Genomic DNA, 24,866 nt, shown 5'->3' on the forward strand with positions numbered 1-24,866 from the left:
GCATGTGCGCAGATTTAGCAGAACCCGCGCCGGGGAAAAGCGTAAAGCAGCAAAACCCGTTGCCCATGCCTGCCCCATGCCCTAGAATTTGCACAAAAGCCGCAACAGGCGGCGGGGCGAACAGACGCGGTCGGACGCGAACCCATGGGGACCGAAAACATGAGCAGAACTCAGGCACTTACCTTTGCTGTCCTGATGGCCGCCACCGCGGCGCTGGCACAGGACGGACAGGTCCTCACCAAGCAATATGACGATGGCGGTGTTTACGAAGGCACCTTCAAGGGCGGCCTGCAACACGGGCAAGGTACCTATCGCCTGCCCAACGGGTATGAGTATTCCGGCGAATGGGCCGAAGGCGAAATCAAGGGCAAGGGCATGGCGCGCTTTCCCAACGGGTCTGTCTATGAGGGCGAATTCGCCAAGGGCAAACCGCACGGGTTTGGCAAGATCACCTTTACCGATGGCGGCACCTATGAAGGCGAATGGGCCGAGGGCAAGATCTCCGGACAGGGCGTAGCGATCTATGCCAACGGGGTGCGCTATGAAGGCGGCTTCCTGAACGCCATGCACCATGGCAAGGGCGTGATGCTCTCGCCCGGCGGCTACCGCTACGAAGGCGACTGGCTCAACGGGGTCAAGGAAGGTCTGGGAAAGATCACCTATGGTGACGGCACCGTCTATGACGGCGAGATCGTTGCCGGAGAGCGCGCGGGCGAAGGTACGCTGACCATGCCGGACGGGCTGGTCTACTCGGGCACTTGGGCCAATGGCCAGATCGAGGGCCAGGGCACTCTGACCCAACCCAATGGCGACGTTTATGTCGGCGATCTCGTCGGCGGCCAACGCCAAGGCATGGGCCGCGTAACCTATTCCAACGGCGACATCTACGAAGGCCAGTTCGAGGCCGACCATCGCCACGGACAGGGCACGTTTACCGGAGCGGATGGCTATGTCTACGTAGGAAGTTGGGTCAACGGCCATATCGAGGGCAACGGCACCGTCACCTACCCGGATGGCTCTGTCTATGCGGGCCAGTTCAAGGACGACCTCGCCGACGGTCAGGGCCTGATCACCTATACCGATGGCTCCACCTATGAAGGCGACTGGAAGAACGGCGTGATCGATGGCACGGGCAAGGCGGTCTATGCCAACGGTCTGGTCTATGAAGGTGAGTTCGCCAATGCCCGCAACCACGGCCATGGTGTGATGACCTATTCGGACGGCTACCGCTACGAAGGTGAATGGATGGATGGCCATCGTCACGGCATGGGCAAGGCGACCTATGCAGACGGCACCATCTATACCGGCCAGTTCGTCAAGGGACAGCGCGAAGGCATTGGCGAGATCGTCATGCCCGACGGGTTCAAATATTCCGGCGAATGGCGCGCGGGTGAAATCGACGGCGTCGGCGTGGCCACCTATGCCAATGGCGATGTCTACGAAGGCACGTTCAAGGCGGGCAAACGTCAGGGCGAAGGCACCATGCGCTATGCCAGCGGCGAAGAGGCCAGCGGCAACTGGGACAACGGCACGCTCCAGAACTAGGGCCGAGCCGCAATCACCCTCTCCCCGAGGCCCTTTCCCTCAGGCCTCGTCCACCACCGCCGGTGCCTGCCGCAACTTTCCCTGCGCTTGCAACAACTCCCAGAAAAGCTGCGCAGCGGCGTTTTGCGTCTCCTGTCGGCGCGACAGGCAGATGTTCCAGAACAGCGGCGTGTCAATCGGCACTGGCTGGGCGAGTCCCGCAGCCTCAAGGTCTCGGAAATGCTCCGGCATTCCGGCAAGAACCGCGTCGCTTCCGTCGATCAGATCACATAGCAACGCGTAGTCGTCGCATTCAACGTTTGGCAGGCGTTCGACGGCCCATTCCGCCTCCTCTCCTCCCCCCATCGCCGCCGTAAGGCGGGCACGCCAGAACCGGGGCATGTATGGCGATAGGAAAGGATACCGAAACAGGTCTTTCAACCGGTTCGGCCGGCCAGTCTGAAGCGGATGCCCCGGGCGTGTCACAAAACGCACTTCGCGGCGGCGCACCACATGGATATCCAGCCCCTCGACCCCGCTCGTATGGCTGAGATCGCCCACAAAGATATCGACCTCGCCCCGGTCCAGCAGGCGGATCGGTTCCGCCAGCGCCTGCACCTGTACAGACAACCGCGTACCCGGCATCTGTTCGCGGAACGCGCGGATCACGGGCGTCAGCAAAGACCGTGTCGCCAGCGGGCCACAGCCAATCCGCAGGTGTTCCTGCTCACTGCTGCGCAATTCGCTGACCCGCGTGGCAAACCGGGCCATGTCATCATCCAACCGCTTGGCCAGCGGCAAGAACGCCCGCCCCTCGGGCGTCAGATCACATCCCGTGTTCCCCCGCCGGAACAGCACAAAGCCAACCTCGGATTCGGCCTGTTGCACGTGGCGTGACAGCGACGCGTTCGACACGCCCAAATCCCGCGCCGATTCCTGGAAACTTCCCGTCTTCGCAAGGCTCATCACGGCCTTGAGGGCTTTTTCAGAGATCATTTTTGCCTCGGTTTCAATTTTTGCAGCAGTATGATCAGAAAATGAAATCAATGCACGGCCCATTTGGCCTCATGCGCTGAAACCCGCCTTGCCCCCGCATCACACCCGCGCCGCTCTCAAGGCGCTGCAGAAACGTGTCGGCGCCCAACAGAACGGCCAAGCGCCGATCCGCGCTATCCGGTCCCACGTCCGGTACATGTTGCCCATGCGCGCATTGCCGCTAGTAGCGGCGCGATCTTCTTGGGGTGGTGCGGCACCTTTTGCGTCTCACCACGGTACCGCCTTCCCGGCCCAGTCAAAGAATTGCCCGGTATCGCGCGGATCCAACCCGTCCATCACCCGCACAAGGTTGGCCGCCGCCTGCGGCGCGGCCACCTTGTCATGCCCCGGATACTCTGCCGTGAAGGCCGTCGCCACCGTACCCGGATGCAACGCCACACAGATCGCCTCGCGATGTGTGCGCCCCAACTCGATTGCGCTGCTATGCACGATCTGGTTCACCGCCGCCTTGGACGCCCGGTAGGAATACCACCCCCCCGCCCGGTTGTCGCCAATCGAGCCGACCCGCGCCGACAACACCGCAAACACCGATCGCCCCTTGCGTGGCAACAACCGGGGCGCATGACGCAACACCAGAGCCGGGCCAATCGCGTTCACCGCAAATTGCGCCGCCAACTCCTCGGCGCTCACCTCTCGCAACGATTTCTCCGGCCTCTCCCTCGTCGACACCAATTGCCCCGAGGCCACGAACACCAAATCAAACGGACCTGTCAGCGCCGTCAGATGCCGCGCCACGCTCTCGGGGTCGGTGATGTCAAACTCGTCGCCCCGACGCGACAGCCCCGTCACCGCGACGCCCCGCGCAGCAAGGTTTTCCGCCAGCGCCGACCCGATGCCGCCGGACGCGCCAATGATCAATGCATTTTTCATGTAGGGACTACGCCTGAAATCCGTCCCCGGATCAGCCGCGCCCGAGCAACAACCCGATCAGACGAACGCCCTCGGTCTGCAAATCAAACCCCCGCGCCTCAAGCGACCAGCGCATCGCCAGCCCCTGGATCGTCGCCAGCACCAGCGCCGCCAGATCGTCGGCCGCAACGGTCTCCGACACTTGCCCCTTGTTCTGCGCCGCCCCGATCAGGCGCGCAAACATGCCCCGGCGCGCGGTCATCACACGCTCGAAATGCGCCCGCAACGCCTCGTTTTCGGCATGCAGTTCCCGAGAAAACAGGATCGCCGGGATCGCCGGATTTGCCATGATCTGCCCGAGATAGCGCGCCACCAGTGACTCCAGCAGCCCAAGCGGATCATCACCGGGATCAGGCAAAGCGCCCATCTCCATGCCCGAGGTGATCGCCGACCCCACCGCCTGCCAGATATCCGGCTTGGTCGGAAAATGGCGAAAGATCGCGGGCTGGCTGACCCCGACCGCATCGGCCAGCGCCTGAGTTGTCACCCGGTCCGGGCCCAACTCGCCCGCCAGCCGGATCGCCACCTGAACGATCTCGGCCTTGCGGTCCTCTGCCGATTTTCTCTGTCGCGCCACGCCTCAGAGGTCCCCGTCGATGCCTTCCACACCCAGACGATACCCCGCATGACACCCGGTGCACGCCTCCATCGCCTCGCCCATCGCCCCCAGCACCACCAGCGGATCATCCGTCGTCAGCGCCAGATCCGCGAGATCATCCATCGCCTTGTGGGCGCTCATGCCCAGTTGCAGGAAATCCAGCGGCAGCTTCGCCATCAAGGCCGGGCTTTCCCCGTCCGCCGCTGCCATCCCCACGGCGCGCGCCTCGGCGGCCACGGTTTCCATATCCCCAACCACGGCGGCCTGCGTGATGCCCTTGGCCGCTTCCAGCAGCCCCCGCATCTCGGCCAGCACCCGGTTGCGCTCATCTTCGCTCAACAAAACCACCGTGCGCCCATCCTCGGAAGGCACCGTATGCCCCTGAACGATCAGCTTATATCCCCCGATCACAATCACCCCGGCCAGAACCGCCGAAACGCCCCACCCTGCCTTACATGCCAAACTCATCGCGAACACCCTCTTCTCAAATGACGCTAATAATTAGTTATTACTCACTTACTAAAGAGTCAATTCTCCCACCCAACGTTTTTTGTCTTTAACTTCGCGACCCAGCGCCTATAACATGCTCTCATGACCATTCGGCCACATATCGCCCCCATGACTTCGTGCATCCGCGCGGCGATTCCGGCTGGCCTCCTGCTTCTCCTAGCCCGCCTCTGAGCGTGCCGATGTCTGGCGCGACCGCTCAGAGGATGCCGCTTCGCGCCTAGGCTTTTGGAGAACAAGAAAAGAGACCCGACATGACTGAGACTGCACAAGACCGCGTTGTCATTTTCGACACGACCCTGCGCGACGGCGAACAAAGCCCCGGCGCAACCATGACCCATGACGAGAAGCTGGAAATTGCCTCCATGCTGGACGAGATGGGTGTGGACATCATCGAGGCCGGTTTCCCGATCGCCTCCGAGGGCGATTTCGCGGCCGTGTCCGAGATTGCCAGGAACGCCGTGAACAGCCGCATCTGCGGTCTGGCCCGCGCCAACTTTGCCGATATCGACCGCTGCTGGGAGGCCGTGAAACACGCCGAGAAGAATCGGATTCACACCTTTATCGGCACCTCGCCGCTGCACCGCGCCATCCCGAACCTCACCATGGACGAGATGGCCGACAAGATCCACGAAACCGTCAGCCACGCCCGCAACCTCTGCGAAAACGTGCAATGGTCGCCCATGGATGCCACCCGCACCGAATGGGATTATCTCTGCCGCGTGATCGAAATCGCGATCAAGGCGGGCGCCACCACGATCAACATCCCCGACACGGTGGGCTATACCGCCCCGGCCGAAAGCGCGGACCTGATCAAACGCCTGATCGAAACCGTGCCGGGCGCGGATGACGTGATCTTTGCCACCCATTGCCACAACGATCTGGGCATGGCCACGGCCAACGCGCTGGCCGCCGTCGCGGGCGGCGCACGCCAGATCGAGTGCACCATCAACGGTCTGGGCGAACGCGCGGGCAACACCGCGCTGGAAGAAGTCGTCATGGCGCTCAAGACCCGCAACGACATCATGCCCTGGACCACCGGCATCGACACCACCAAGATCATGGCCATCTCGCGCCGTGTCGCCACCGTGTCGGGCTTTCCGGTGCAGTTCAACAAGGCCATCGTCGGCAAGAACGCCTTTGCCCATGAAAGCGGCATCCACCAGGACGGCATGCTCAAGAACCGCGAGAATTTCGAGATCATGCGCCCCGAGGATATCGGCCTCTCGGGCACCTCGCTCCCCTTGGGCAAACACTCGGGCCGCGCCGCGCTGCGGGACAAGCTCGAAACCCTCGGCTTCGAGGTCGGCGACAACCAGCTCAAGGACATCTTCGTCCGATTCAAGGAACTGGCTGACCGCAAGAAAGAGGTGTTCGACGATGACATCATCGCGCTTGTGCGCGTGGGTGAAGATGCCGAGAACGACGCGCTCAAGCTGGTCTCGATGAAGGTCATCTGCGGCACCGGCGGCCCCGCCGAGTCGACCGTCGAAATGGAGATCAACGGCAAGGATGTCTCGGCCACCGAAACCGGTGACGGCCCCGTCGATGCCACCTTCAAGGCCATCCGCGCCCTGCACCCCAACGCCGCGCATCTGCAGCTTTACCAGGTGCACGCCGTGACCGAGGGCACCGATGCACAGGCCACCGTGTCCGTGCGCCTTGAGGAAGATGGCATCATCGCCACCGGCCAGTCGGCCAACACCGACACCGTGGTCGCTTCGGCCAAGGCCTATATCCACGCCCTCAACCGCCTTCTCGTGCGCCGTGGCAAAATGGGCGAAGGCGCCGACTCGCGCGAGATCTCCTACAAGGATCTGACCTGATCCCACGTGGTCAATCAAATCAAAGGGCCGCCCTCAGGGGTGGCCTTTTTGTTTGACACGCTCAGCACAGCAACGACGACCTCCCACGGCTCAAAACGCTGGTGGCGAACGACCATGGCAAATCGCTGCAAAGATTGCAGTTCGGTCAAATCCGCCTTTTGCCCGTGTTCATTTTCTTCCGCTGAAAACGTAACGGTTGAGCGAAAAGAAAAACCCTTGGCTTTGGTCCAGTAGCTGTTGATCCTCCAGCCAACTCATTTGCTCTTCAGCACTGAAGTCTGGCGACCCCTCCATGATTGCCGTCGCAAACCCCGCGGTTTGTTTCGCATATGTGTCGTCTCCAAAGTCAGTGTTCAGGACGACAAAGCTTTCCGTGGTAACATTCGAGAAACCCGACGAAATAAGCCTTTGCCCAAGCGATTTTGGCAAGTGGGCGTCAGCATAAACCGTCCTGTAGGCAACCAACATCCGGGACATCAGGTCAGGCTTGTTGTTCCGCCAAACAAGGGTATCCCAGTCAGTGTCGAGAATGACAATGCGCCCTCCGGGTCTAAGCACACGAAAAGCTTCTCTCAAAGCCTGATCTACATCCCCCAAGAAACAGAACAATTGCGCCGCAACCACAGCATCAAAAGTCGCATCTTCAAAGGGCAAGGACTGGGCATCACCCAGAAGAAATTCACCCTGCGGGCAAAGATGCTGTGCCATCGCGTTGATCGCTTCCGAGGAATCCAATCCAACCACACGACCGCTCGCCCCCACGCAATCGACCAACTCACGCGCGAATATCCCATTGCCCGAGCCAAGTTCCAAAATATGTTCGCCGGTCCTCGGCGACAGCACGCGCATCAACTCCGAGCGTTGGTGCACCATGTCCTTGGTACGTGCCATGCGCTCTTGCTGGGCCGCCATCTCTTCATTGTAGAAGTCGCTCATGATGCCGCCTTTCGCCCCCTCCCTTACACTTGGAAGCGTACCATTTTCGGCCCGATTTTGCGACCACCTTGGGCTCGAACACGCTGATCGCCACTACCGTCATGAAAGTACCCTTGCGACCACAAGCTCCGTTGAAGCCAAAAGGCCCCGCCTCACCCCGCCGCCGCAACCACCTCCCGCGCCGCCGCCAGCCCGTCCGCGTCCGTCATCGAACAACACACGCTCACCAGCGTGCGCGGCTCGGAATAATCCCACGCCCGCCCGCGATGCAGCACGGCGCGTTGATCCCAGATCAGCACGTCGCCCACCTCCCATTTGTGGGAGTAGGTAAATTTCGGCAGCGTGCAGAACGCCATCAACTCAGCGATCAATGCCGCGCCCTCTTCGCGCCCCATGCCTTCGACCTCGTAGACATGGCTGGCAATGAACAGCCCCTCACGCCCGTTCACCGGGTTCGGCCACACGGCGGGCCAGCGCTGCGCTCCCCACTTGGTAAACTGCGCCTGTTGCGCCAGTTCCGGCGAAATCATCTCGCGCGAGCGGATGAAATTATGCCCCAGTACGCGGCCCCTGATCCGATCCTTCAGTGCCTCCGGCATCTCGGCCCAAGCCGCGCGGGTCGAGGCAAGCTCGGTCTCGCCGCCGGTCTTGGTGACGACCTTGCCCATCAGGATATTGCACAGCGCCGGCACCGGCAGGAACGTGCTGTCGATATGCCACAACTGGTTCGCCTTGAGGTTCAGCGTGTGCAAATCCATCTCGCCGGTCACGCCGCCCTCCTCGGTCTCATTGCTCACCGGGCGCACCGGCGCCTTTTCGCCTGGCTTGCGCTTGTCCGCTTCCCGGTCCTCGATCGGTCCGAACATCTCGCCAAGCCGCAAATGCGCCTCCGGGCTCAGGTCCTGCCCCTTGAACAGCAACGCCGAATGTTCCTCGAACAACATCCGCAGCGCTCCAAATGTCGCCGCGCTCACATCCGACAGATCAACCCCTTCGACGATCACACCAAATGTCTCTGTCAACGGGGTGGTTTTCAGGGCATCCATGTCACCTGTCATCGCGCCTCTCCCTCACTCAATAGCTTTCGAGAACCATACCACCCCGATATTCGCGGGAAACTTGCGGTCTTTCTATCCATTGCATAGCTTGAGACTATGCCAAGCCGCTTTCGTCGCATCCAGACCCTGCTCACCCCGCTCCGTGTATTCGAAGCCGCTGCCCGCCTTGGCGGCTTTACCCGCGCCGCGCAGGAACTCGGTATGCGCCAGCCCACGGTCTCGCGCCATATCGCCAATCTCGAAGCGGACCTCGGCGTCGCCCTGTTCCGGCGGGATCACAACAAGCTCACCCTGACCGAGGCCGGGCGCGACCTTGCCCACGCGGTCGATCTCGGCCTCTCGCACATCCAGACCGCCGTGCACAGTGCGTCGGCCCGCGCCCCGCGCGGCGGGCTGACGCTGGCCTGTTCCTTCAGCTTTGCCCATGGTTGGCTCCTGCCGCGCTTTTCCGACCTGCGCCGCGCCGCCGGGGACACACCGATCCACTTGGTCGTCTCCTACTGGCTCGAAGACGTGAAGCTTGACGATGTCGACCTGATCGTGAACTGGCGCGGCGGCGGCTGGACCGATTGGCCCCGCCTCGCTCTCTTTGACGAGGTGGTCTATCCGGTCTGCGCCCCGGCCTATCTCGATCACCACCCTCATCTCACCCAAGGCCCCGATGCCCTCAGCGCAGAAGACCTCCTGCATTTCGAGGAACGCGACCATGAGTTTGTCAGCTGGGATGAGTGGTTCGCCCAATCCGGACGCCCCACGCCACAGGCCCCCGACAGCTACCGCCATTCCAACTACCATTTCATGATTCAGGCCGCGATGGATGGCGAAGGCGTGGCCCTTGGCTGGCACCACCTTGTCTGTGATCAGATCGCCTCGGGTCGCCTCGTGCGGATCGGTGCTCCGCTCCACGCCCGCTCGGGTGCCTACTCGCTGGAATACCGCCCGGATGTCGGCCCCCCCGACCTGCGCGAGTCGGTGCTCGGCTGGTTCCGCGATCAGGCCGCGACTCTGCCCCCTGCCCCAAAGTCCTGACCACCCCGCAAACCCGGCGCGCGTTGGCTTCATCGGGTCATTTCGCGCGTCCATACCGACGCAATACCGACGTGATACCGACGCAAAACCGCAAGCACTTTTCCCTGTTAACCAAGGGGTTTGGGACCGATTCGCGCCCCGAATAGAGCACCCGACCGCGCGCAGGCCCGCGCGATCGTTAACTTTTCAACGCCGCGAATTTCCGGCTCAGCCACTTGGCCTCGTCCTCAAGCCCGAAAGGCGCGTTCACGATGAACATGCCAGACCCGACCATGCGATGCCCTTCTTTTGCTGGGGGAAAGCGCACCTCGTGATGCAGCACCTTGGCAAGCCCCTTGTCCTTGAGAGCGCCGGTCATGCCCTTGTGGCTCCCGTCGCTCAGGATGGGATACCAAAGCGCGATGACACCCACATTCCACTTGCGATGCAGCTTCCCGATAAACTCCGGTATCGCCTTGTAATCGCTCTTTATTTCATAACTCGGATCAATCAGGCACAGCCCCCGCCGCGGCTCGGGCGGACAGACGCCCATCACCATTTCGAACCCGTCCTGCTGATGGATTTTTGCCCCGGACCCGCGCATCGCCACCCGCAAAGCTTCGCATTCCTGCGGGTGCAGCTCGGCCAGCTTCATCCTGTCATCGTCCCGCAAAAGCGCCCGCGTCAGCACTGGTGAGCCCGGATAGGACACCGCCCCATGCTTTGCGCGCACAGTGGCAAGTGCTTGGGAATAAGGATGTTTTTCGTCAAACCATCCTTCGGCCACGCCAATTCCCGCCGCGGCTTCCCCGGTCTTGAGCGCCGCGTCATCATCAAGTTGATAAAGCCCCCGCCCAGCATGAGTCTCCAGATAACTCATCGGCTTGGGCTTTTGCCCCATGTAATCCAGCATCACCGCCAAAAGCGCATGCTTGTGCACGTCCGCCAGATTGCCCGCGTGATAAATATGCTGATAGCTCAACATCTTGCGTCCCCTTGTCCTCTCCAAGAGATGCTCATCTTTTGACCTTGTTTGCAAGGCTTTCGGGCATCCATCCATGGCGCGGCGGATTCACGCGCATTTGCCCCGTGATGGCCCTTTCACAAAGCGTCCGCACTCCATATAAGAAGGTCGGCCCGCTGGCATCAGAGTCGCGGGCCCTTTCTGAATTTCTGGGGAACGGAAAACTATGCTGGGAAATCTGGGCGGCCTGTTCACGTCTGACATGGCCATCGACCTTGGAACGGCCAACACGCTTGTCTACGTCAAGGGCAAGGGCGTCATTCTCAGCGAACCCTCGGTGGTCGCCTACCACGTCAAGGATGGCGTGAAAAAGGTGCTTGCCGTGGGCGAGGATGCCAAGCTGATGCTGGGCCGCACGCCCGGTTCGATCGAAGCCATCCGTCCCATGCGCGACGGCGTGATCGCCGACTTCGACACCGCCGAAGAGATGATCAAGCACTTCATCCGCAAGGTCCACAAACGCTCGACCTTCTCCAAGCCCAAGATCATCGTCTGCGTCCCCCATGGAGCGACGCCGGTGGAAAAAAGGGCTATTCGTCAATCGGTTCTGTCCGCTGGCGCCCGTCGCGCCGGCCTGATCGCGGAACCCATTGCTGCCGCAATCGGCGCTGGCATGCCGATCACCGACCCGACCGGCAACATGGTTGTCGACATCGGCGGCGGCACCACCGAGGTGGCCGTCCTGTCTCTAGGTGACATTGTTTATGCGCGCTCGGTGCGCGTCGGTGGCGACCGCATGGACGAAGCCATCATCAACTACCTGCGCCGCCAGCAGAACCTGCTGGTGGGTGAATCGACCGCTGAACGTATCAAAACGTCCATCGGCACCGCCCGCATGCCCGACGATGGCCGCGGCCAGTCGATGCAGATCCGCGGTCGCGACCTTCTGAACGGTGTCCCGAAGGAAACCGAGATCAGTCAGGCCCAGGTTGCCGAGGCGCTGGCCGAACCGGTCCAGCAAATCTGCGAAGCCGTGATGACCGCCCTCGAAGCGACCCCGCCCGATCTGGCCGCCGACATCGTCGACCGAGGCGTGATGCTGACCGGTGGCGGCGCGCTTCTGGGCGATCTTGATCTCGCACTGCGCGAACAGACCGGCCTCGCCGTATCGATCGCCGACGAAAGCCTCAACTGCGTGGCCATGGGCACCGGCAAGGCACTTGAGTATGAGAAACAGCTGCGCCACGCCATCGACTATGACAGCTGACGCGCGGTTTGGACCGCGCGCGGTGGCGTGCTACATCTAACCCGTTGAACCTGAACCACTCCCGGGGGCAAGGTGGCCAGAGACCGCAACCAAGGCGAAGACTACACAGGCCCGCTCAAACGCTTGTTTCTGGGCGTGATCCTGCTGTGCCTGCTGGGAATCTTTCTGCTCTGGCGCATCGACAGCCCGCGCGTGGAACGCTTCCGGGCGCAAGTTACCGACCGCATCGTCCCCAGCTTCGATTGGGCCATGGCCCCGGTGACAGGGGCCGTGAACCTGATCCGCGACTTTCAAAGCTACCAACGGATTGTCGAGCAAAACCAAGAGCTTCGCCGAGAGCTTCAGCAAATGAAAGCATGGAAGGAAGCCGCGCTTCAACTTGAACAGGAAAACGCGCGACTGCTTGATCTCAACAACGTGCGCCTTGATCCACGCCTGACCTACATCACCGGCGTCGTGCTGGCCGACAGCGGCTCGCCCTTCCGCCAATCCGTGCTACTGAATATCGGTGCCCGCGATGGCGTCGTTGATGGCTGGGCCACGATGGACGGGATCGGTCTTGTCGGGCGCATCTCGGGCGTGGGCAAGACAACCGCCCGCGTGATCCTGCTGACCGACAGCTCCAGCCGCATCCCTGCCCTGATCCAGCCCTCCGGCCAGACCGCGCTGATTGTCGGGGACAACTCGGTTGCGCCCCATGTCGATTTTCTCGAAACCCCTGATCTCGTGCGTCCGGGCGACCGGGTTGTGACCTCAGGAGACGGCGGCGTCTTTCCCGGTGGTCTTCTGATTGGGCAAGTCGCCACCGACCCCGGCGGTCGCCTGCGCGTGCGGCTTGCGGCGGATTACGAGCGGCTTGAATTCCTGCGGGTGCTGCGCCATCACGGTCAGGAACAGGTCTCGACACCGGGTCAGATCGTTCTTCCCGACGCCGCTCCTAATCCCGGAGAAGCCAGCGATGGCTAGCGGTCTGATCCCCCGCAAGTGGTTGATGCGGCTAGGATATGCTGCGGTCTGCCTTGCCATCCTGTTCCTGCAGCTCCTGCCGCTGGAAACCACGCCCCGCCGTTGGGCCGGGCCGGATCTGCTGGTGGTTGTGACGGTGGTTTGGGCGGCTCGCCAGCCGAAATTTACCCCGCCCCTTCTGGTGGCACTGGTTTTCCTTCTTGCCGATCTTCTGCTCATGCGCCCACCGGGCTTGATGGCAGCCGTCATGGTGCTTGCGGTCGAGGTCCTGCAACGTCGCGCGCCTTCCCTCAGAGCCTCGACCTTTGCCATCGAATGGGCCACGGCGGCGGCGGCAATGCTAACGATCATGCTGGTCTATCGCCTTGGTCTCATGGTGTTTTTCGTCGAACGCGCCTCGCTCGGCCTGACCCTGATGCAGACCATCATGAATATCTCGCTCTATCCGTTGATCGTCATGCTGTCCTCGGGACTGTTCGGCGTGCGCCGCGCGCCGGTGCGCGAAACCGGCATGGGGGCAGCAACATGAGGAAATCGCCTGCGGAAATCGGCGAAAGCCATGTGCGCCTGTCCCGCCGCGCCCTGCTGCTTGGCGGCGCCCAACTGGCCTTTGTCGGCGGTCTCGGCTTGCGCATGCGCTATCTACAAGTGGAACAGGCCGATCAGTTCCGCCTACTGGCCGAAGAAAACCGTATCAATATCCGGCTGATTCCCCCGGCTCGTGGCGAATTGTTCGACCGGAACGGAATCGTGCTGGCCCGCAACGAGCCCTCTTATCGCATCACCATCGTGCGCGAGGATGCGGGTGATGTGGACGCGGTGATCGGGCGGCTGGCGACGCTGGTCGAACTTGATCCGGATGACCTTGACCGCGCCATGACCGAGATGCGCCGCTCGCCCCCCTTCCTGCCGGTGACACTGGCCGACCGGATCAGCTGGGAAGAGATGAGCCGGGTCGCCGTCAATGCTCCGGCCCTGCCGGGCATCACCCCCGAAGTGGGCCTGTCACGCTATTATCCCCTGAGGGGCGACCTTGCACACGTGGTCGGTTATGTCGGCCCGGTCTCCGACTACGATCTCTCCAAGATCGAGGACCCCGACCCTCTTTTGCGCATCCCCCGCTTCCAGATCGGCAAGGTCGGACTCGAGGCCAAGCTCGAAGACAACCTGCGCGGCAAGGCCGGATCAAAACGGGTCGAAGTCAATGCCGTGGGCCGCGTCATGCGCGAACTGGACCGGCGCGAGGGCCAGCCAGGCGACGATGTGCAATTGACCATCGACCAGCAACTGCAATCCTACACCCAAGCCCGGCTGGGCGAAGAAAGCGCCTCAGTCGTGGTGGTGGATTGCCGCTCCGGCGATCTCCTGACCGTGGCCTCCTCTCCCACATTCGACCCAAACCTCTTTGTCGAGGGCATTTCGGTTGCCGACTACCGCGCCCTGACCGAAAACGACCACCGCCCGCTCGCCGCCAAGTCGGTACAGGGAACCTATCCGCCCGGATCGACCTTCAAGATGATCACCGCGCTTGCGGCGCTACAGGAAGGCATCGTCAATACCGAGGACACGGTCTGGTGTCCCGGTCATCTCGAAGTCTCCAACCGCCGGTTCCACTGCTGGAAACGCGCCGGGCATGGACATGTCGACCTTGGCCAGGCCCTGCGGGAAAGCTGCGACGTCTATTTTTATGAGCTGGCGCTGGAAGTGGGAATCGACAAGATCGCAGCCATAGCGGAACAGCTTGGCCTTGGCGTGCGGTATGACCTGCCCATGTCGGGCGTGGCGCGCGGGCTCAATCCGACTCGCGGCTGGAAGGAAACCGTGCGCGGCGAAAGCTGGGTCATCGGCGACACGGTGAACGCCTCGATCGGACAGGGATTTGTTCTGGCCTCACCGCTTCAGCTTGCGGTGATGACGGCACGGCTGGCCACCGGAATGAACATCTCCCCGCGCCTCGTCAAATCGCTGAACGGGATCGAGCAACCGGGCGTCACACCCGACAAGCTCGACATCAACGAGAACCACCTGCGCCAGATCCGGCGGGGCATGTACGCGGTTTCCAACCACCGGCGCGGCACCGCCTATGGCAGCCGCATCATCGAGGACAATTACCGCCTTGCCGGCAAGACCGGCACCAGCCAGGTACGCAACATCACCGCCGCCGAACGCGCCCGGGGCGTCACCCGCAACGAAGACCTGCCCTGGGAACGCCGTGACCATGCGCTGTTTGTCAATTTCGCACCTTACGAAAACCCCGAGGTCGCCGTTGCCGTGGTGGTCGAACATGGCGGCGGTGGCTCCAAGGCAGCCGCCCCCATCGCCCGCGACGTCACGCTTCAGGCGCTCTACGGCGGAACGCCGCCTCTGGCCGCTTACCCGTCCAAGGACCGGGGCCGCATCCGCACCCAGCAGGAAGCGCTCGAAAAACTTGTTCCAGGACGCGAGATCACCCGGAGGGACCGGGCATGAGCTATCTCGAATACACCGTCAAACACGTGCCCACCGGCCTGCGCAAGGTGCTTCACCTGAACTGGCCGCTGGTGCTTTTGCTGACCGCCGTCACCGGGGTTGGCTTTCTGATGCTCTATTCGGTTGCGGGCGGATCGTTCACACCATGGGCCGAACCCCAGATGAAACGCTATGCGCTGGGTTTGGTACTCATGCTGATCGTGGCAATGGTGCCGATCTGGTTCTGGCGCTCGGTCTCGGGTGCGGCCTATCTAGCAACGCTTCTCTTGCTGGTACTGGTCGAGGTCATGGGCTCGGTCGGCATGGGGGCGCAGCGCTGGATCGATCTTGGTTTCATGCGCCTGCAACCCTCCGAGTTGATGAAAATCACACTGGTGATGAGCCTTGCCGCCTATTACGACTGGCTTCCCGCACGCAAGACATCCAAGCCGCTCTGGGTGCTGCTCCCGGTGCTGATGATCCTGATCCCAACGGCGCTCGTCCTGCGGCAACCCGATCTTGGCACCTCGATCCTGCTGATCACGGGCGGGGCGATCGTGATGTTCATGGCGGGGGTCCATTGGGCCTATTTCGCCGCCGTGATCGGTCTGGCCACCGGCACGGTCGTCGCGGTGTTCCAGTCGCGCGGCACGGACTGGCAGCTGCTCAAGGACTATCAGTACCGGAGGATCGACACGTTTCTGGACCCGTCTTCGGACCCGCTGGGCGCGGGATATCACATCACCCAGTCCAAGATCGCGCTAGGCTCGGGCGGCTGGACCGGACGCGGCTTCATGCAGGGCACCCAAAGCCGTCTGAACTTTCTGCCTGAAAAACACACCGACTTCATCTTCACCACGCTGGCTGAAGAGTTCGGCTTTGTCGGCGCGGCCTCCCTTCTGTCGCTCTACGTGCTGATCATCCTGTTCTGCATCGCGTCGGCGCTGGCCAACCGCGACCGCTATTCCGCGCTGCTGACACTCGGCATCGCCGGGGCCTTCTTCCTGTTCTTTGCGGTGAACATGTCCATGGTCATGGGGCTGGCCCCGGTTGTTGGCGTGCCGCTGCCGCTGGTCAGCTATGGCGGTTCGGCCATGCTGGTCCTGATGATCGCCTTCGGCCTTGTGCAAAGCGCGCACGTTCACCGCCCGCGCTGACACGGGGTACTCCCGCCCATTCCAGCCGCCGCTTGCGCGGCTGCTGTTCCGGTTGGGCGTGGCCGGACGGCGCGCCCGAGCGGGCGCTGGCCCGGTGGGGCCACGTCTTGCAAATCCATACGTAGAATGCCAGCAACGGGGGACAGGGAATGAAACGGAAAGGCGCGCCATGATCAACGTGTTATTCGCAGCCAAGGCGGAACGTTGGGAGACCTACGAAGCAACGCTCAACGAGGCTTTTGCCGAAATGGGCCTCACGGTCGACCTACGCACCAGCTTCGCCCCGGAAGAGGTCGACTATATCGTCTATGCGCCCAATAGCGACGTGCAGGACTTCACCCCCTACACCCGCTGCAAGGCCGTTCTGAACCTCTGGGCCGGGGTGGAAAACGTCGTCGGCAACACGACCCTGACGCAGCCGCTGGCGCGCATGGTCGATCCTGGCATGACCCAGGGCATGGTCGAATGGGTCACCGGTCACGTGATGCGCCATCACCTTGGCATTGATCTTCATATCAAGGGCCAGGACGGCGAATGGCGCAGCTATGTCCCACCCCTGGCCAGCGAACGCCGCGTCACCATTCTCGGCCTTGGACAGCTGGGCATGGCCTGCGCCCGCGCCATCTCGGGGCTTGGCTTTCCGGTCACAGGCTGGAGCCGCACCCAGAAACAGACCGATGGAATCACCTGCCTGCATGGTGAAGAAGGTTTGAACGTGGCACTCGGCAAGGCCGACATCCTTGTGCTCTTGCTGCCCAAAACCCCGGCGACCGAAAACATTCTGAACGCACAGTCACTCGCCCTCCTTCCAACGGGCTCCTTCATCATCAATCCGGGGCGTGGACCGCTGATCGACGACGACGCACTTCTTGCCGCGCTTGATGCGGGCCAGATCGCCCATGCCACGCTTGATGTCTTCCGCGTTGAACCCCTTCCCAAGGATCACCCGTTCTGGGCGCATCCCCGCGTCACGGTCACGCCGCATATCGCCTCGGAAACCCGCGCCCGCACTGCCAGTCAGGTGATTGCCGAAAACATTCGGCGCGGCGAAGCAGGCGAGCCGTTCCTTTATCTCGTCGATCGCAGCGCCGGGTACTGAGCTAGCGCAGTTTTGGCGGATTGTCGGGATCGCTTCCCGGCGGCGCGGGGGCGTAGTCCTGCGGCAACTCCGGTTCGGGCAGGTCAAAGCGCAGCCCCGATCGGGCGAGGTGCCCGGCAACCGGATCAGAGGCCGCGAAGAACCCCACATCCAGCGCCCCGGCTTCGATCCCGGAAAAGGTCAGCGCTTCGTTGACCGCCTTGGCAAGTGCCGACTGCGCCTCGGGAAGCGCGTCGACGAAGCCCAGCAGGTGTGATTTCGCGCCGCTGTCATAGGTGATCCCTACCAGATAGGCCATGCGGGCAAGCCCGGCGGCCGTGCTCAACTTGGCATCCAGCGCCGTCAAAAGAATATCCGGCAATCCGGCAGGCGCCGAAAAACTCTCCGGGCGCGCTTCGACCTCATCGGGAGTATGGGTCAGGGTTTCGCGCAACCACCCCACCGCCTCGGGCGGGATCAGGATCGCACTTGGGGCCACTTCCGGATTGACCGCGAGGCCGATCCCCTGGCCAGCCAGCATACCGGCGATGATCCGCCCGGACATGGCCGCATAGGCCGCGACGCGACCGACGAAGGTCGACAGGCGTTCCTCCGTATCGAAGACCAGCACGAAAGACGCATCCGAGGTTTCGAAGACCTCGGGTGAGATATTGTCGTCCTCGATATCCTTTTCCAGAAGCAGGAACAGTTCGGCATCCGCCAGTCGTTCATAGAACCGCAGCCGCGCGCCGTCATCTTCCGGCGAGGCCTCCATCGCCGCGAATGCGCGGTCCAGTGGGGTTGCTTCACTCATTCCAGCACCTCCTTCAGGCGCCCACGCAGCGCGGGCAAGAGTTCGTCTTCGAACCATGGGTGTTTCTTCAGCCATGCCGTATTGCGCCAGGACGGATGAGGCAAGGGAAAGACGTCGGGCGCATGGTCGCGCCATGCCGCGACAGTTGCCGTCACACCCGCCTTGCCCCCCAGGTGCCACTTCTGAGCATAACCGCCCACCAGCAACTTCAGGCGCACATTCCCGAGCGCCGCCATTGCCTGATCGCGCCATGTACGTGCGCAGATGGGCGGTGGCGGCAGGTCGCTGCCCTTGGAGTCATAGCCCGGAAAACAGAAGGCCATTGGCAGAATGGCAAACCGCTCCCGGTCATAGAAGGTGTCCCCGTCCACGCCCAACCAGTCCCGTAACCTGTCGCCGGAAGGGTCCGTAAAGGGCCGCCCGCTCTCATGCACCCGCGCACCGGGGGCCTGCCCGACGATCAGGACACGTGCGCTGGCGCGGAACCAGACTACCGGGCGCGGTGCATGCGCGGTGGCCGTGGCCGCAAAACGCGCCTCGCATAGCCGACAGGCCCGGATGTCTTCGATCACTCCCATGCGCCTTCCTATAGCTTGCGCCAATTATTTCGACAATTTTCGAAATAATACTTGCGCAAACCTGATATTTCGATATTTCTAGAAATATGAAACATGATGATCTAACCGATATCTCCCTTGAAGTCGCCGCCTCAACCTTTGCCGCGCTCGGTTCTGAACAACGGCTTTCGGTCCTGCGGTGCCTTGTGCGCGCGGGCAATGACGGCCTGTCGATCGGAGAGCTTGGTCAGCGTACTGGCGTGACCGGTTCTACCCTGACCCACCACATGAAGATTCTCGCGCAAGCGGGGCTTGTGCGGCAGGAAAAACAAGGCCGCTCTATCATCTGTGCCGCCGTCGCTTATGACGCGGTTCACCAGCTATCGCACTTCCTGCTCAGGGAATGTTGCGCCGACTCCTCCCAGCCCGACAAGGACCACGATCATGGCTGAAACAACCCATACCCACACATCACCGGGCAGCCGGTGGGGACGCATCGACAAGGCGTGGGGGGCACTGATCCTCATCCTCGTTGCCCTCGCCATGCTGGATCGCGGCCAACTCTTCCCCACGGTACAATTCGCCACCCGGGCGCTTCTGAATACGGCCCCCTTCATCCTGTTCGCGGTCTTTGCCATTGGCTATCTCAAGGCGACGGGCGCGGAAAACCTGCTGGCCAAGGCCTTTGAAGGGCGCGAGACCCGCATGATCCTGTTCGCGGCCCTGCTGGGCGGGCTGGCGCCCTTCTGCTCCTGCGAGGTCATCCCCTTTATCGCGGCGCTTCTGGCGGTGGGTGCACCCCTGTCCGCGGTCATGGCCTTCTGGCTGGCCTCGCCCTTGATGGATCCGGCCATGTTCGCGATCACATCCGGCACGCTGGGCTTCGACTTCGCACTGGCCAAGCTGATTGCCGCGGTCGGCCTTGGTCTGATGGGGGGCTTTGGCACGATGCTGCTCAAGAACACGCCCGTCTTCACCGATCCTCTGCGCGAAAAACCCCAGGTCGGCGGCTGTTGCGGTGTGAAAAAACCCTTCTCAGGCAAACCAGTGTGGAAATTCTGGACCGAGACTGATCGCCGCGACACCTTCCGCGACGCGACCACGGAGAACTTTCTGTTCCTGCTCAAATGGCTGGCGCTGGCCTATGTGATCGAGGCGCTCATGATCCACTATGTCCCGGCAGACTTGATTGCAGGCGTGCTGGGCGGCACCGGGCTCATGCCGATCCTTCTTGGCGCACTGGTCGGCGCTCCAGCCTATCTCAATGGCTACGCCGCTGTGCCGATGGTGGATGCGCTTCTGGAACAAGGCATGTCTAACGGTGCGGCAATGAGCTTTGTCCTCGCTGGCGGCGTGAGCTGCATCCCCGCCGCCATCGCGGTTTGGGCACTAGTGAAACCTCGGGTATTCTATGCCTATCTCGGCTATGCCATGCTCGGCGCGTTGATTGCCGGGGTAGCATGGCAGGCTGTCGCCTGAACATCACACCACGGGCAAAGGCGGAATTGTCGCCTTTGCCTGAAACACCTGCGGCATGGGCGACCGTTGCCCATTGTGCATCTCTCCGCTAAGTCGACATGCAGACTTGAATTCAGGGAGGAGAATTCATGTATCGTGTCTGGGGGTTTCTCACCGAGTATTCGCTCCTGCTGATCATCGGCGCAGCAATTGCCCTGATCTGGGCAAATCTCGACTATGCCAGTTATCACCATTTCGTCGAGTTCACGCTTTGGGATCACGCCCCCATCGGGCATCTGCACGACGGGCATCGCACCCTGACGTTGCATTATCTCGTCAATGATCTGCTCATGGCCCTGTTCTTTGCCATCGCGGCCAAGGAAGTCTGGGAAGCCGTGATCCTCAAGAACGGAAGCCTGCGTGGCAAAAAGGCTGCCACACCGCTCTTTGCTACTGCGGGCGGCATGTTCGGGCCGATCGCGGTGTATCTCGGTCTTGCCATGATCCTCGGATCCGACACCTACAACGCCGTCTCCAATGGCTGGGCGATTCCGACAGCGACGGACATTGCCTTTTCCTACCTCGTGGGGCGGCTTGTGTTTGGGGCGGGGCACCCGGCGGTGCGTTTCCTGCTGCTTCTTGCCATTGCCGACGACGCCGCCGGTCTGATCATTCTCGCGATTTTCTACCCCTCCGGTGATCTCGCCCCCCAATGGCTGCTGCTGTCGCTCTGCGCCGCGCTCGCCGTGTTCATTCTCGCGAACTGGTTGCCGCGACGGCTGGACAGGGGCAACCAGCTGCGCCCGAACTCCACCTGGGTGCGCCGCAAACTGCATTTTCTCCCCTACTTCATCGCGGCCTGCATCAGTTGGTACGGCTTCATGCGCTCGGGCCTGCACCCGGCGCTGGGTCTTCTGCCGATCGTACCCACCATACCGCATGCCGACCGCGCCTTTGGCATCTTTGCCGAGGCCGAAACCTATCTGCATGACCTCCTGAACGTGATTGAACACGCGCTCAAGCATCCGGTCGAGATCATTCTGTTTTTCTTCGGCCTGTGTAACGCCGGGGTACAGTTCTCCTCCATGGGCAACGCGACCTGGCTTGTCCTCGCGGGTCTCCTGATCGGCAAACCGATCGGCATTCTCTTGATGGGGTGGATCGCAGCCGTACCGTTGAAACTGGGCATTCCCGCCGGCATGCGGATCATCGATCTTGTGGTCATCGGCTGTGTCGCTGCCATCGGCTTTACCGTGTCGCTCTTCGTGGCGTCGGTCGCCTTTGAAACCGGCCCGGTTCAGGATGCTGCCAAGATGGGCGCCCTCTTCAGCTTTGCCGCCGCCGCAATCTCGCTGATCGCGGGCAAGCTGTTCAGGGTGCAGAAACAAACGCTCTAAAGGCGAATTCACCCCCCGAAACAGGAGAAAACCGATGCTCCTGCTCCGGTTTTTCTTGTTTCTCGCCCTATTCTTGCCCCAGAGAGTTGCTAAACCGACCTGCAATCCGACATATTGGCCCAAAAGCGCCGACAGAGCGTTAAGGGTTTCGGTGTAAGGTAACGGCAGAGCAGCCCCAGGAGCAGTCAATGCTCGAGTTTGAAAATGTCAGCAAGTCCTTCTGGACCGGCACGCAGCGCAAGGTGATCCTTGACCGCGTGTCTTTCCGTGTGGAACTGGGCAACTCGCTGGGCATTCTTGCGCCGAACGGCACGGGCAAGACCACGCTGATCAACATGATGGCCGGACTTGAAAAACCCGACGAAGGCGCAATCCGCCGCGAATGCCGGATTTCCTTCCCGCTCGGCTTCATGGGCGGCGTCGTGAGCAAACACACAGCTGTTGAAAACAGCCGCTACATTGCCCGGCTCTACGGGCTTGACCCGGATTATGTCGAGGCGTTCTGCCGCTGGCTCTGTGGCCTCGGGGAGTATTTCGACCAGCCGCTTGGGACCTATTCGTCGGGCATGCGCGCGCGTTTCACCTTCGCGCTCTTGCTGGCACTGGATTTCGACATGTATCTGATTGACGAAGGCATGCCCTCGTCGACAGACGTGGACTTCAACAAACGCGCCGGCGAAGTGCTTCGCGAACGCCTGCGCACAACGACCATCGTGATCGTGTCGCACCAGCCGCAGGTGCTGGAAAAATTTGCCCGCTCGGCCGCCGTGCTGCTGAACGGGAAATTGTACATGTTCGACACCTTGGAAGAGGCAAAGCAGCTCTATGACTACCAAACCCAAGGCTAAGAAGTTTCGAATCCGCCGCTCCCTGCCCGCAACGGGGACAGAGGGCGCTACGGCCGTTGCGCGCACCGGTGATCCACAGCCGCCCACCACGCCTCAAACCCCCACCACACCCCAGGCACGCCCCCGCGCCGTGCCGAACCTGCCGCCGCGTGATGCCGCCACCGGCAAACCGCCTGCCCCCGGCCAGGCAAAATCAGCCGAGCAGGAAATCGACGATATCAAGCGCGAAGGCCTGACCGGGCGCCAATTGCGCATGGCGCGCCGAATGGCGCAGAAAAACGGACTTGCCGCCACATCCGACTATGACGCCGTGCGCCTTTTGCGCTCCGCAGGGATCGACCCGTTCGAGCGTGCCAACATGCTCGAACTTGTCGGTCAGCAGGAACAGGCCGCGACCCCCGCCAAGGTTTCGGAAAACCGGGTGCAGCTGCCCCAGACCATGCCGGTGGACAAGAACACCCTGCCCTCGACTGAAACCCGCTCTCCGGCCGAGATGCGCGCGATCGAGATTGGGGAAATCCAGAAAGATATCGCCCGCCGCCGCCGCCGTCGTCTCATGCTCATGCTGGCGCGCCTGTCGGTCTTTGTCTTCCTGCCCACCATGTTCGCCGCCTGGTATTTCTACTCGGTGGCCACGCCGATGTATTCGACAAAGTCCGAATTCCTCATCCTGCAGGCGGACAATACCGGCGGCACCGGGCTTGGTTCCTTGCTGTCGGGCACACAGTTCGCCACCAACCAGGACAGTATCGCAACCCAGAGCTATCTTGCCTCCAAGGATGCGATGGTGCGTCTGGATGCCGATGAGGGGTTCAAGAATGTCTTTGCCGACCCGACCATCGACCCGATCCAACGCCTGCCGCAGAATGCCAGCCATGAACAGGCGTACAAGCTTTACAAGAAATACGTGAAGATCGGCTATGACCCGACCGAAGGCGTGATCCGGATGGAGGTTTCGGCCCCCGACCCGGCTGTCTCCGCCGGGTTCTCGCGCGCGCTGATCGGCTATGCCGAAACCCGTGTCGACGACCTCTCGCAACGCAAACGCGAAGACCAGATGCGCGATGCCCGGCTCAGCCTCGAAAAAGCCAAGGATGACCGCCGCGCTGCTCAGGCCGCCCTTGTGGCACTTCAGGAAAACTCGGTGCTCGACCCCGAAGGACTCATCGTGTCGCTGCGCAACCAGATTTCCAATGTCGAGATCCAGCTCCAGGAAAAAGAACTGCAACTGGCCGCGCTCAAGGACAACCCCCGCCCCAACCGCGCCCGCATGGCCGGGGTTGAAGGCGACGTGCGCCGCCTCAAGGACCTGCTTGAACGGCTGCGCGACAAGATGACCGAGGCGACGGCCGGCGAAAGCTCGCTGGCCCAGCAAACCGCCCAGATCCAGATGGCCCAGGCTGATCTGGCAACGGCTGACCTGTTGATGCAATCGGCGCTTCAGACCTTGAAACAGACCGAACTCGAAGCCAATCGTCAGGTGCGTTACCTGACCACCTCGGTGGAACCGGTGGCCTCGCAGGATCCCTCCTATCCGCGCAGCTTCGAAAACACCGTCTTGGCCTTTCTCATCTTTTCGGGCATCTATCTGATGATTTCGCTGACCGCGTCCATCCTCAGAGAACAGGTGTCCTCGTAGATGAAACATGTTGATATCGCCGGACTGACCGTTGGCAATGACTGCCCGCTCACGGTCATCGCCGGCCCCTGCCAACTCGAAAGCGCAGACCACGCTCAGATGATCGCCGGGCGCATGAAAGAGGTGTGCGATGCCGCAGGCGCGCAATACGTCTTCAAGGCCAGCTATGACAAGGCCAACCGCACCTCCGTTTCGGGCAAACGCGGCCTTGGCATCGAAGAGGGACTGTCCGTTCTTGCAGGCGTGCGCAAGGAGATTGGGGTGCCTGTCCTCACCGACGTTCACACAGAGGCCCAGTGCGCCCCCGCGGCTGAAGCCGTCGACATCCTTCAGATCCCAGCATTCCTGTGCCGCCAGACCGATCTTCTTCTGGCAGCCGGCGAAACCGGGGCCGCGATCAATGTGAAAAAGGGGCAGTTCCTTGCGCCTTGGGACATGGACAATGTCGTCGCCAAGGTCGAAAGCACCGGCAACTCCCGCATTCTGCTGACCGAACGCGGTACGTCTTTTGGTTACAACACCCTTGTGGCCGACATGCGGGCTTTGCCCCGCATGGCCCAAACTGGCTACCCGGTCGTGATGGACGCGACCCATTCCGTGCAACAGCCCGGCGGCCAGGGCGGCAGTTCTGGCGGCCAACGTGAATTTGCGCCTGTCATGGCCCGTGCTGCCGTTTCACTCGGAATCGCCGCCGTTTTCATCGAAACGCACGAAGATCCCGATAACGCGCCCTCAGACGGTCCAAATATGATACAGCTTGACCAGATGTCTGCTTTGATTGAAACCCTGATGGCCTTTGACCGCCTTGCCAAGGCAAACCCGATCAACCTTTGAACGACCCCCAAATAAAA

The 24,866-nt window shown here is 61.9% G+C and carries 24 protein-coding genes; 15 read left to right on the forward strand and 9 right to left on the reverse strand.

Annotated elements, in window-relative coordinates:
* Nucleotides 1–159 precede the first annotated feature (159 nt).
* Complete coding sequence (locus tag BMZ35_RS00945; RefSeq protein WP_093092443.1) at nucleotides 160–1,545, forward strand: MORN repeat-containing protein; 1,386 nt, start codon at nucleotides 160–162, stop codon at nucleotides 1,543–1,545.
* 39 nt (nucleotides 1,546–1,584) lie between these two features.
* Here the strand turns inward: BMZ35_RS00945 and BMZ35_RS00950 are convergent, their stop codons facing one another.
* The 4 genes from BMZ35_RS00950 to BMZ35_RS00965 form a co-directional block, all read right to left on the reverse strand.
* A complete protein-coding gene (locus tag BMZ35_RS00950) occupies nucleotides 1,585–2,520 on the reverse strand; it encodes a LysR family transcriptional regulator (RefSeq protein ID WP_165609978.1) in 936 nt (311 codons plus the stop codon).
* Nucleotides 2,521–2,787: 267 nt separating this feature from the next.
* Nucleotides 2,788–3,450 (reverse strand): SDR family NAD(P)-dependent oxidoreductase, encoded by a 663-nt coding sequence (locus BMZ35_RS00955; protein ID WP_093090078.1) that lies wholly within the window; start codon nucleotides 3,448–3,450, stop codon nucleotides 2,788–2,790.
* A gap of 31 nt (nucleotides 3,451–3,481) precedes the next feature.
* The gene (locus BMZ35_RS00960) at nucleotides 3,482–4,066 is read right to left on the reverse strand and encodes a TetR/AcrR family transcriptional regulator (protein WP_093090079.1); all 585 of its coding nucleotides are present in this window, start codon (nucleotides 4,064–4,066) and stop codon (nucleotides 3,482–3,484) included.
* A gap of 3 nt (nucleotides 4,067–4,069) precedes the next feature.
* Nucleotides 4,070–4,555, reverse strand: a complete 486-nt coding sequence (locus BMZ35_RS00965; RefSeq protein ID WP_093090080.1) for a hypothetical protein — start codon at nucleotides 4,553–4,555, stop codon at nucleotides 4,070–4,072.
* A 293-nt stretch (nucleotides 4,556–4,848) separates the two neighbouring features.
* On the opposite strand from BMZ35_RS00965, the gene BMZ35_RS00970 reads away from it, so the two are divergent.
* Nucleotides 4,849–6,420 carry a 2-isopropylmalate synthase gene (locus BMZ35_RS00970; protein WP_093090081.1) on the forward strand — a complete coding sequence of 524 codons (1,572 nt, stop codon included), beginning with the start codon at nucleotides 4,849–4,851 and terminating at the stop codon, nucleotides 6,418–6,420.
* Between the two features lie 168 nt (nucleotides 6,421–6,588).
* Here the strand turns inward: BMZ35_RS00970 and BMZ35_RS00975 are convergent, their stop codons facing one another.
* Together BMZ35_RS00975 and BMZ35_RS00980 are read right to left on the reverse strand one after the other, a co-directional pair.
* Complete coding sequence (locus BMZ35_RS00975; protein ID WP_093090082.1) at nucleotides 6,589–7,356, reverse strand: methyltransferase domain-containing protein; 768 nt, start codon at nucleotides 7,354–7,356, stop codon at nucleotides 6,589–6,591.
* 152 nt (nucleotides 7,357–7,508) lie between these two features.
* On the reverse strand, nucleotides 7,509–8,414 hold the full coding sequence (locus tag BMZ35_RS00980) for a TauD/TfdA dioxygenase family protein (RefSeq protein ID WP_242654666.1): 906 nt from the start codon (nucleotides 8,412–8,414) through the stop codon (nucleotides 7,509–7,511).
* Between the two features lie 96 nt (nucleotides 8,415–8,510).
* Here BMZ35_RS00980 and BMZ35_RS00985 point away from each other — a divergent pair, with 96 nt between their 5' ends.
* The gene (locus tag BMZ35_RS00985) at nucleotides 8,511–9,443 is read left to right on the forward strand and encodes a LysR family transcriptional regulator (RefSeq protein WP_093090083.1); all 933 of its coding nucleotides are present in this window, start codon (nucleotides 8,511–8,513) and stop codon (nucleotides 9,441–9,443) included.
* A gap of 178 nt (nucleotides 9,444–9,621) precedes the next feature.
* On the opposite strand, the gene BMZ35_RS00990 is transcribed toward BMZ35_RS00985, so the two are convergent.
* The gene (locus tag BMZ35_RS00990; protein ID WP_093090084.1) at nucleotides 9,622–10,407 is read right to left on the reverse strand and encodes a 23S rRNA (adenine(2030)-N(6))-methyltransferase RlmJ; all 786 of its coding nucleotides are present in this window, start codon (nucleotides 10,405–10,407) and stop codon (nucleotides 9,622–9,624) included.
* 205 nt (nucleotides 10,408–10,612) lie between these two features.
* Here BMZ35_RS00990 and BMZ35_RS00995 point away from each other — a divergent pair, with 205 nt between their 5' ends.
* The 6 genes from BMZ35_RS00995 to BMZ35_RS01020 all read left to right on the forward strand — a co-directional run bounded on the left by BMZ35_RS00995 (nucleotide 10,613) and on the right by BMZ35_RS01020 (nucleotide 17,323).
* Nucleotides 10,613–11,653 carry a rod shape-determining protein gene (locus BMZ35_RS00995; RefSeq protein ID WP_093090085.1) on the forward strand — a complete coding sequence of 347 codons (1,041 nt, stop codon included), beginning with the start codon at nucleotides 10,613–10,615 and terminating at the stop codon, nucleotides 11,651–11,653.
* 72 nt (nucleotides 11,654–11,725) lie between these two features.
* Nucleotides 11,726–12,619: a rod shape-determining protein MreC gene (gene mreC / locus BMZ35_RS01000; RefSeq protein WP_093090086.1), complete on the forward strand. Its 894-nt coding sequence runs from the start codon at nucleotides 11,726–11,728 to the stop codon at nucleotides 12,617–12,619.
* Nucleotides 12,612–13,148 carry a hypothetical protein gene (locus BMZ35_RS01005; protein ID WP_093090087.1) on the forward strand — a complete coding sequence of 179 codons (537 nt, stop codon included), beginning with the start codon at nucleotides 12,612–12,614 and terminating at the stop codon, nucleotides 13,146–13,148. Before mreC ends, BMZ35_RS01005 begins: the two co-directional genes overlap by 8 nt.
* On the forward strand, nucleotides 13,145–15,088 hold the full coding sequence (mrdA, locus tag BMZ35_RS01010; protein WP_093090088.1) for a penicillin-binding protein 2: 1,944 nt from the start codon (nucleotides 13,145–13,147) through the stop codon (nucleotides 15,086–15,088). Before BMZ35_RS01005 ends, mrdA begins: the two co-directional genes overlap by 4 nt.
* Nucleotides 15,085–16,224, forward strand: coding sequence for a rod shape-determining protein RodA (gene rodA / locus BMZ35_RS01015; protein ID WP_093090089.1), 1,140 nt, complete (start codon nucleotides 15,085–15,087; stop codon nucleotides 16,222–16,224). Before mrdA ends, rodA begins: the two co-directional genes overlap by 4 nt.
* Nucleotides 16,225–16,393: 169 nt before the next feature.
* Nucleotides 16,394–17,323 (forward strand): 2-hydroxyacid dehydrogenase, encoded by a 930-nt coding sequence (locus tag BMZ35_RS01020; RefSeq protein WP_093090090.1) that lies wholly within the window; start codon nucleotides 16,394–16,396, stop codon nucleotides 17,321–17,323.
* Nucleotide 17,324: 1 nt separating this feature from the next.
* Here BMZ35_RS01020 and BMZ35_RS01025 read toward each other — a convergent pair whose 3' ends face one another.
* The gene (locus tag BMZ35_RS01025; protein ID WP_093090091.1) at nucleotides 17,325–18,116 is read right to left on the reverse strand and encodes an SseB family protein; all 792 of its coding nucleotides are present in this window, start codon (nucleotides 18,114–18,116) and stop codon (nucleotides 17,325–17,327) included.
* Nucleotides 18,113–18,694 carry a uracil-DNA glycosylase family protein gene (locus BMZ35_RS01030; RefSeq protein WP_093090092.1) on the reverse strand — a complete coding sequence of 194 codons (582 nt, stop codon included), beginning with the start codon at nucleotides 18,692–18,694 and terminating at the stop codon, nucleotides 18,113–18,115. The genes BMZ35_RS01025 and BMZ35_RS01030 overlap by 4 nt, the downstream gene beginning before the upstream one ends.
* Before the next feature lie 86 nt (nucleotides 18,695–18,780).
* Here BMZ35_RS01030 and BMZ35_RS01035 point away from each other — a divergent pair, with 86 nt between their 5' ends.
* The 6 genes from BMZ35_RS01035 to kdsA all read left to right on the forward strand — a co-directional run bounded on the left by BMZ35_RS01035 (nucleotide 18,781) and on the right by kdsA (nucleotide 24,849).
* Nucleotides 18,781–19,125 carry an ArsR/SmtB family transcription factor gene (locus tag BMZ35_RS01035; protein WP_093090093.1) on the forward strand — a complete coding sequence of 115 codons (345 nt, stop codon included), beginning with the start codon at nucleotides 18,781–18,783 and terminating at the stop codon, nucleotides 19,123–19,125.
* A complete protein-coding gene (locus tag BMZ35_RS01040; protein WP_093090094.1) occupies nucleotides 19,118–20,152 on the forward strand; it encodes a permease in 1,035 nt (344 codons plus the stop codon). The genes BMZ35_RS01035 and BMZ35_RS01040 overlap by 8 nt, the downstream gene beginning before the upstream one ends.
* A gap of 128 nt (nucleotides 20,153–20,280) precedes the next feature.
* On the forward strand, nucleotides 20,281–21,528 hold the full coding sequence (locus BMZ35_RS01045) for a Na+/H+ antiporter NhaA (RefSeq protein ID WP_093090095.1): 1,248 nt from the start codon (nucleotides 20,281–20,283) through the stop codon (nucleotides 21,526–21,528).
* Nucleotides 21,529–21,716: 188 nt separating this feature from the next.
* Complete coding sequence (locus BMZ35_RS01050) at nucleotides 21,717–22,376, forward strand: ABC transporter ATP-binding protein (RefSeq protein WP_093090096.1); 660 nt, start codon at nucleotides 21,717–21,719, stop codon at nucleotides 22,374–22,376.
* The gene (locus BMZ35_RS01055) at nucleotides 22,354–24,015 is read left to right on the forward strand and encodes a KpsE/RkpR family capsule polysaccharide export protein (RefSeq protein WP_093090097.1); all 1,662 of its coding nucleotides are present in this window, start codon (nucleotides 22,354–22,356) and stop codon (nucleotides 24,013–24,015) included. The genes BMZ35_RS01050 and BMZ35_RS01055 overlap by 23 nt, the downstream gene beginning before the upstream one ends.
* A complete protein-coding gene (kdsA, locus tag BMZ35_RS01060; RefSeq protein ID WP_093090098.1) occupies nucleotides 24,016–24,849 on the forward strand; it encodes a 3-deoxy-8-phosphooctulonate synthase in 834 nt (277 codons plus the stop codon).
* The last annotated feature ends 17 nt before the right edge of the window (nucleotides 24,850–24,866 follow it).

This window comes from Shimia aestuarii (assembly GCF_900114635.1).
Classification (GTDB): Bacteria; Pseudomonadota; Alphaproteobacteria; order Rhodobacterales; family Rhodobacteraceae; genus Shimia; species Shimia aestuarii.

Bases quoted from the DNA above. Each gene is read 5' to 3' on its own strand.
- BMZ35_RS00970 (WP_093090081.1), top strand. From the start codon at position 4,849: ATGACTGAGACTGCACAAGACCGCGTTGTCATTTTCGACACGACCCTG.
- BMZ35_RS01035 (WP_093090093.1), top strand. From the start codon at position 18,781: ATGAAACATGATGATCTAACCGATATCTCCCTTGAAGTCGCCGCCTCA.
- mrdA (WP_093090088.1), top strand. From the start codon at position 13,145: ATGAGGAAATCGCCTGCGGAAATCGGCGAAAGCCATGTGCGCCTGTCC.
- BMZ35_RS00985 (WP_093090083.1), top strand. From the start codon at position 8,511: ATGCCAAGCCGCTTTCGTCGCATCCAGACCCTGCTCACCCCGCTCCGT.
- BMZ35_RS01020 (WP_093090090.1), top strand. From the start codon at position 16,394: ATGATCAACGTGTTATTCGCAGCCAAGGCGGAACGTTGGGAGACCTAC.
- BMZ35_RS00955 (WP_093090078.1), bottom strand. From the start codon at position 3,450: ATGAAAAATGCATTGATCATTGGCGCGTCCGGCGGCATCGGGTCGGCG.
- BMZ35_RS00950 (WP_165609978.1), bottom strand. From the start codon at position 2,520: ATGATCTCTGAAAAAGCCCTCAAGGCCGTGATGAGCCTTGCGAAGACG.
- BMZ35_RS00990 (WP_093090084.1), bottom strand. From the start codon at position 10,407: ATGTTGAGCTATCAGCATATTTATCACGCGGGCAATCTGGCGGACGTG.
- BMZ35_RS00975 (WP_093090082.1), bottom strand. From the start codon at position 7,356: ATGAGCGACTTCTACAATGAAGAGATGGCGGCCCAGCAAGAGCGCATG.
- BMZ35_RS01030 (WP_093090092.1), bottom strand. From the start codon at position 18,694: ATGGGAGTGATCGAAGACATCCGGGCCTGTCGGCTATGCGAGGCGCGT.
- BMZ35_RS00995 (WP_093090085.1), top strand. From the start codon at position 10,613: ATGCTGGGAAATCTGGGCGGCCTGTTCACGTCTGACATGGCCATCGAC.
- BMZ35_RS01025 (WP_093090091.1), bottom strand. From the start codon at position 18,116: ATGAGTGAAGCAACCCCACTGGACCGCGCATTCGCGGCGATGGAGGCC.
- BMZ35_RS01005 (WP_093090087.1), top strand. From the start codon at position 12,612: ATGGCTAGCGGTCTGATCCCCCGCAAGTGGTTGATGCGGCTAGGATAT.
- rodA (WP_093090089.1), top strand. From the start codon at position 15,085: ATGAGCTATCTCGAATACACCGTCAAACACGTGCCCACCGGCCTGCGC.
- BMZ35_RS01055 (WP_093090097.1), top strand. From the start codon at position 22,354: ATGACTACCAAACCCAAGGCTAAGAAGTTTCGAATCCGCCGCTCCCTG.
- BMZ35_RS00965 (WP_093090080.1), bottom strand. From the start codon at position 4,555: ATGAGTTTGGCATGTAAGGCAGGGTGGGGCGTTTCGGCGGTTCTGGCC.
- BMZ35_RS00945 (WP_093092443.1), top strand. From the start codon at position 160: ATGAGCAGAACTCAGGCACTTACCTTTGCTGTCCTGATGGCCGCCACC.
- kdsA (WP_093090098.1), top strand. From the start codon at position 24,016: ATGAAACATGTTGATATCGCCGGACTGACCGTTGGCAATGACTGCCCG.
- BMZ35_RS00980 (WP_242654666.1), bottom strand. From the start codon at position 8,414: ATGACAGGTGACATGGATGCCCTGAAAACCACCCCGTTGACAGAGACA.
- BMZ35_RS01045 (WP_093090095.1), top strand. From the start codon at position 20,281: ATGTATCGTGTCTGGGGGTTTCTCACCGAGTATTCGCTCCTGCTGATC.
- BMZ35_RS01050 (WP_093090096.1), top strand. From the start codon at position 21,717: ATGCTCGAGTTTGAAAATGTCAGCAAGTCCTTCTGGACCGGCACGCAG.
- BMZ35_RS01040 (WP_093090094.1), top strand. From the start codon at position 19,118: ATGGCTGAAACAACCCATACCCACACATCACCGGGCAGCCGGTGGGGA.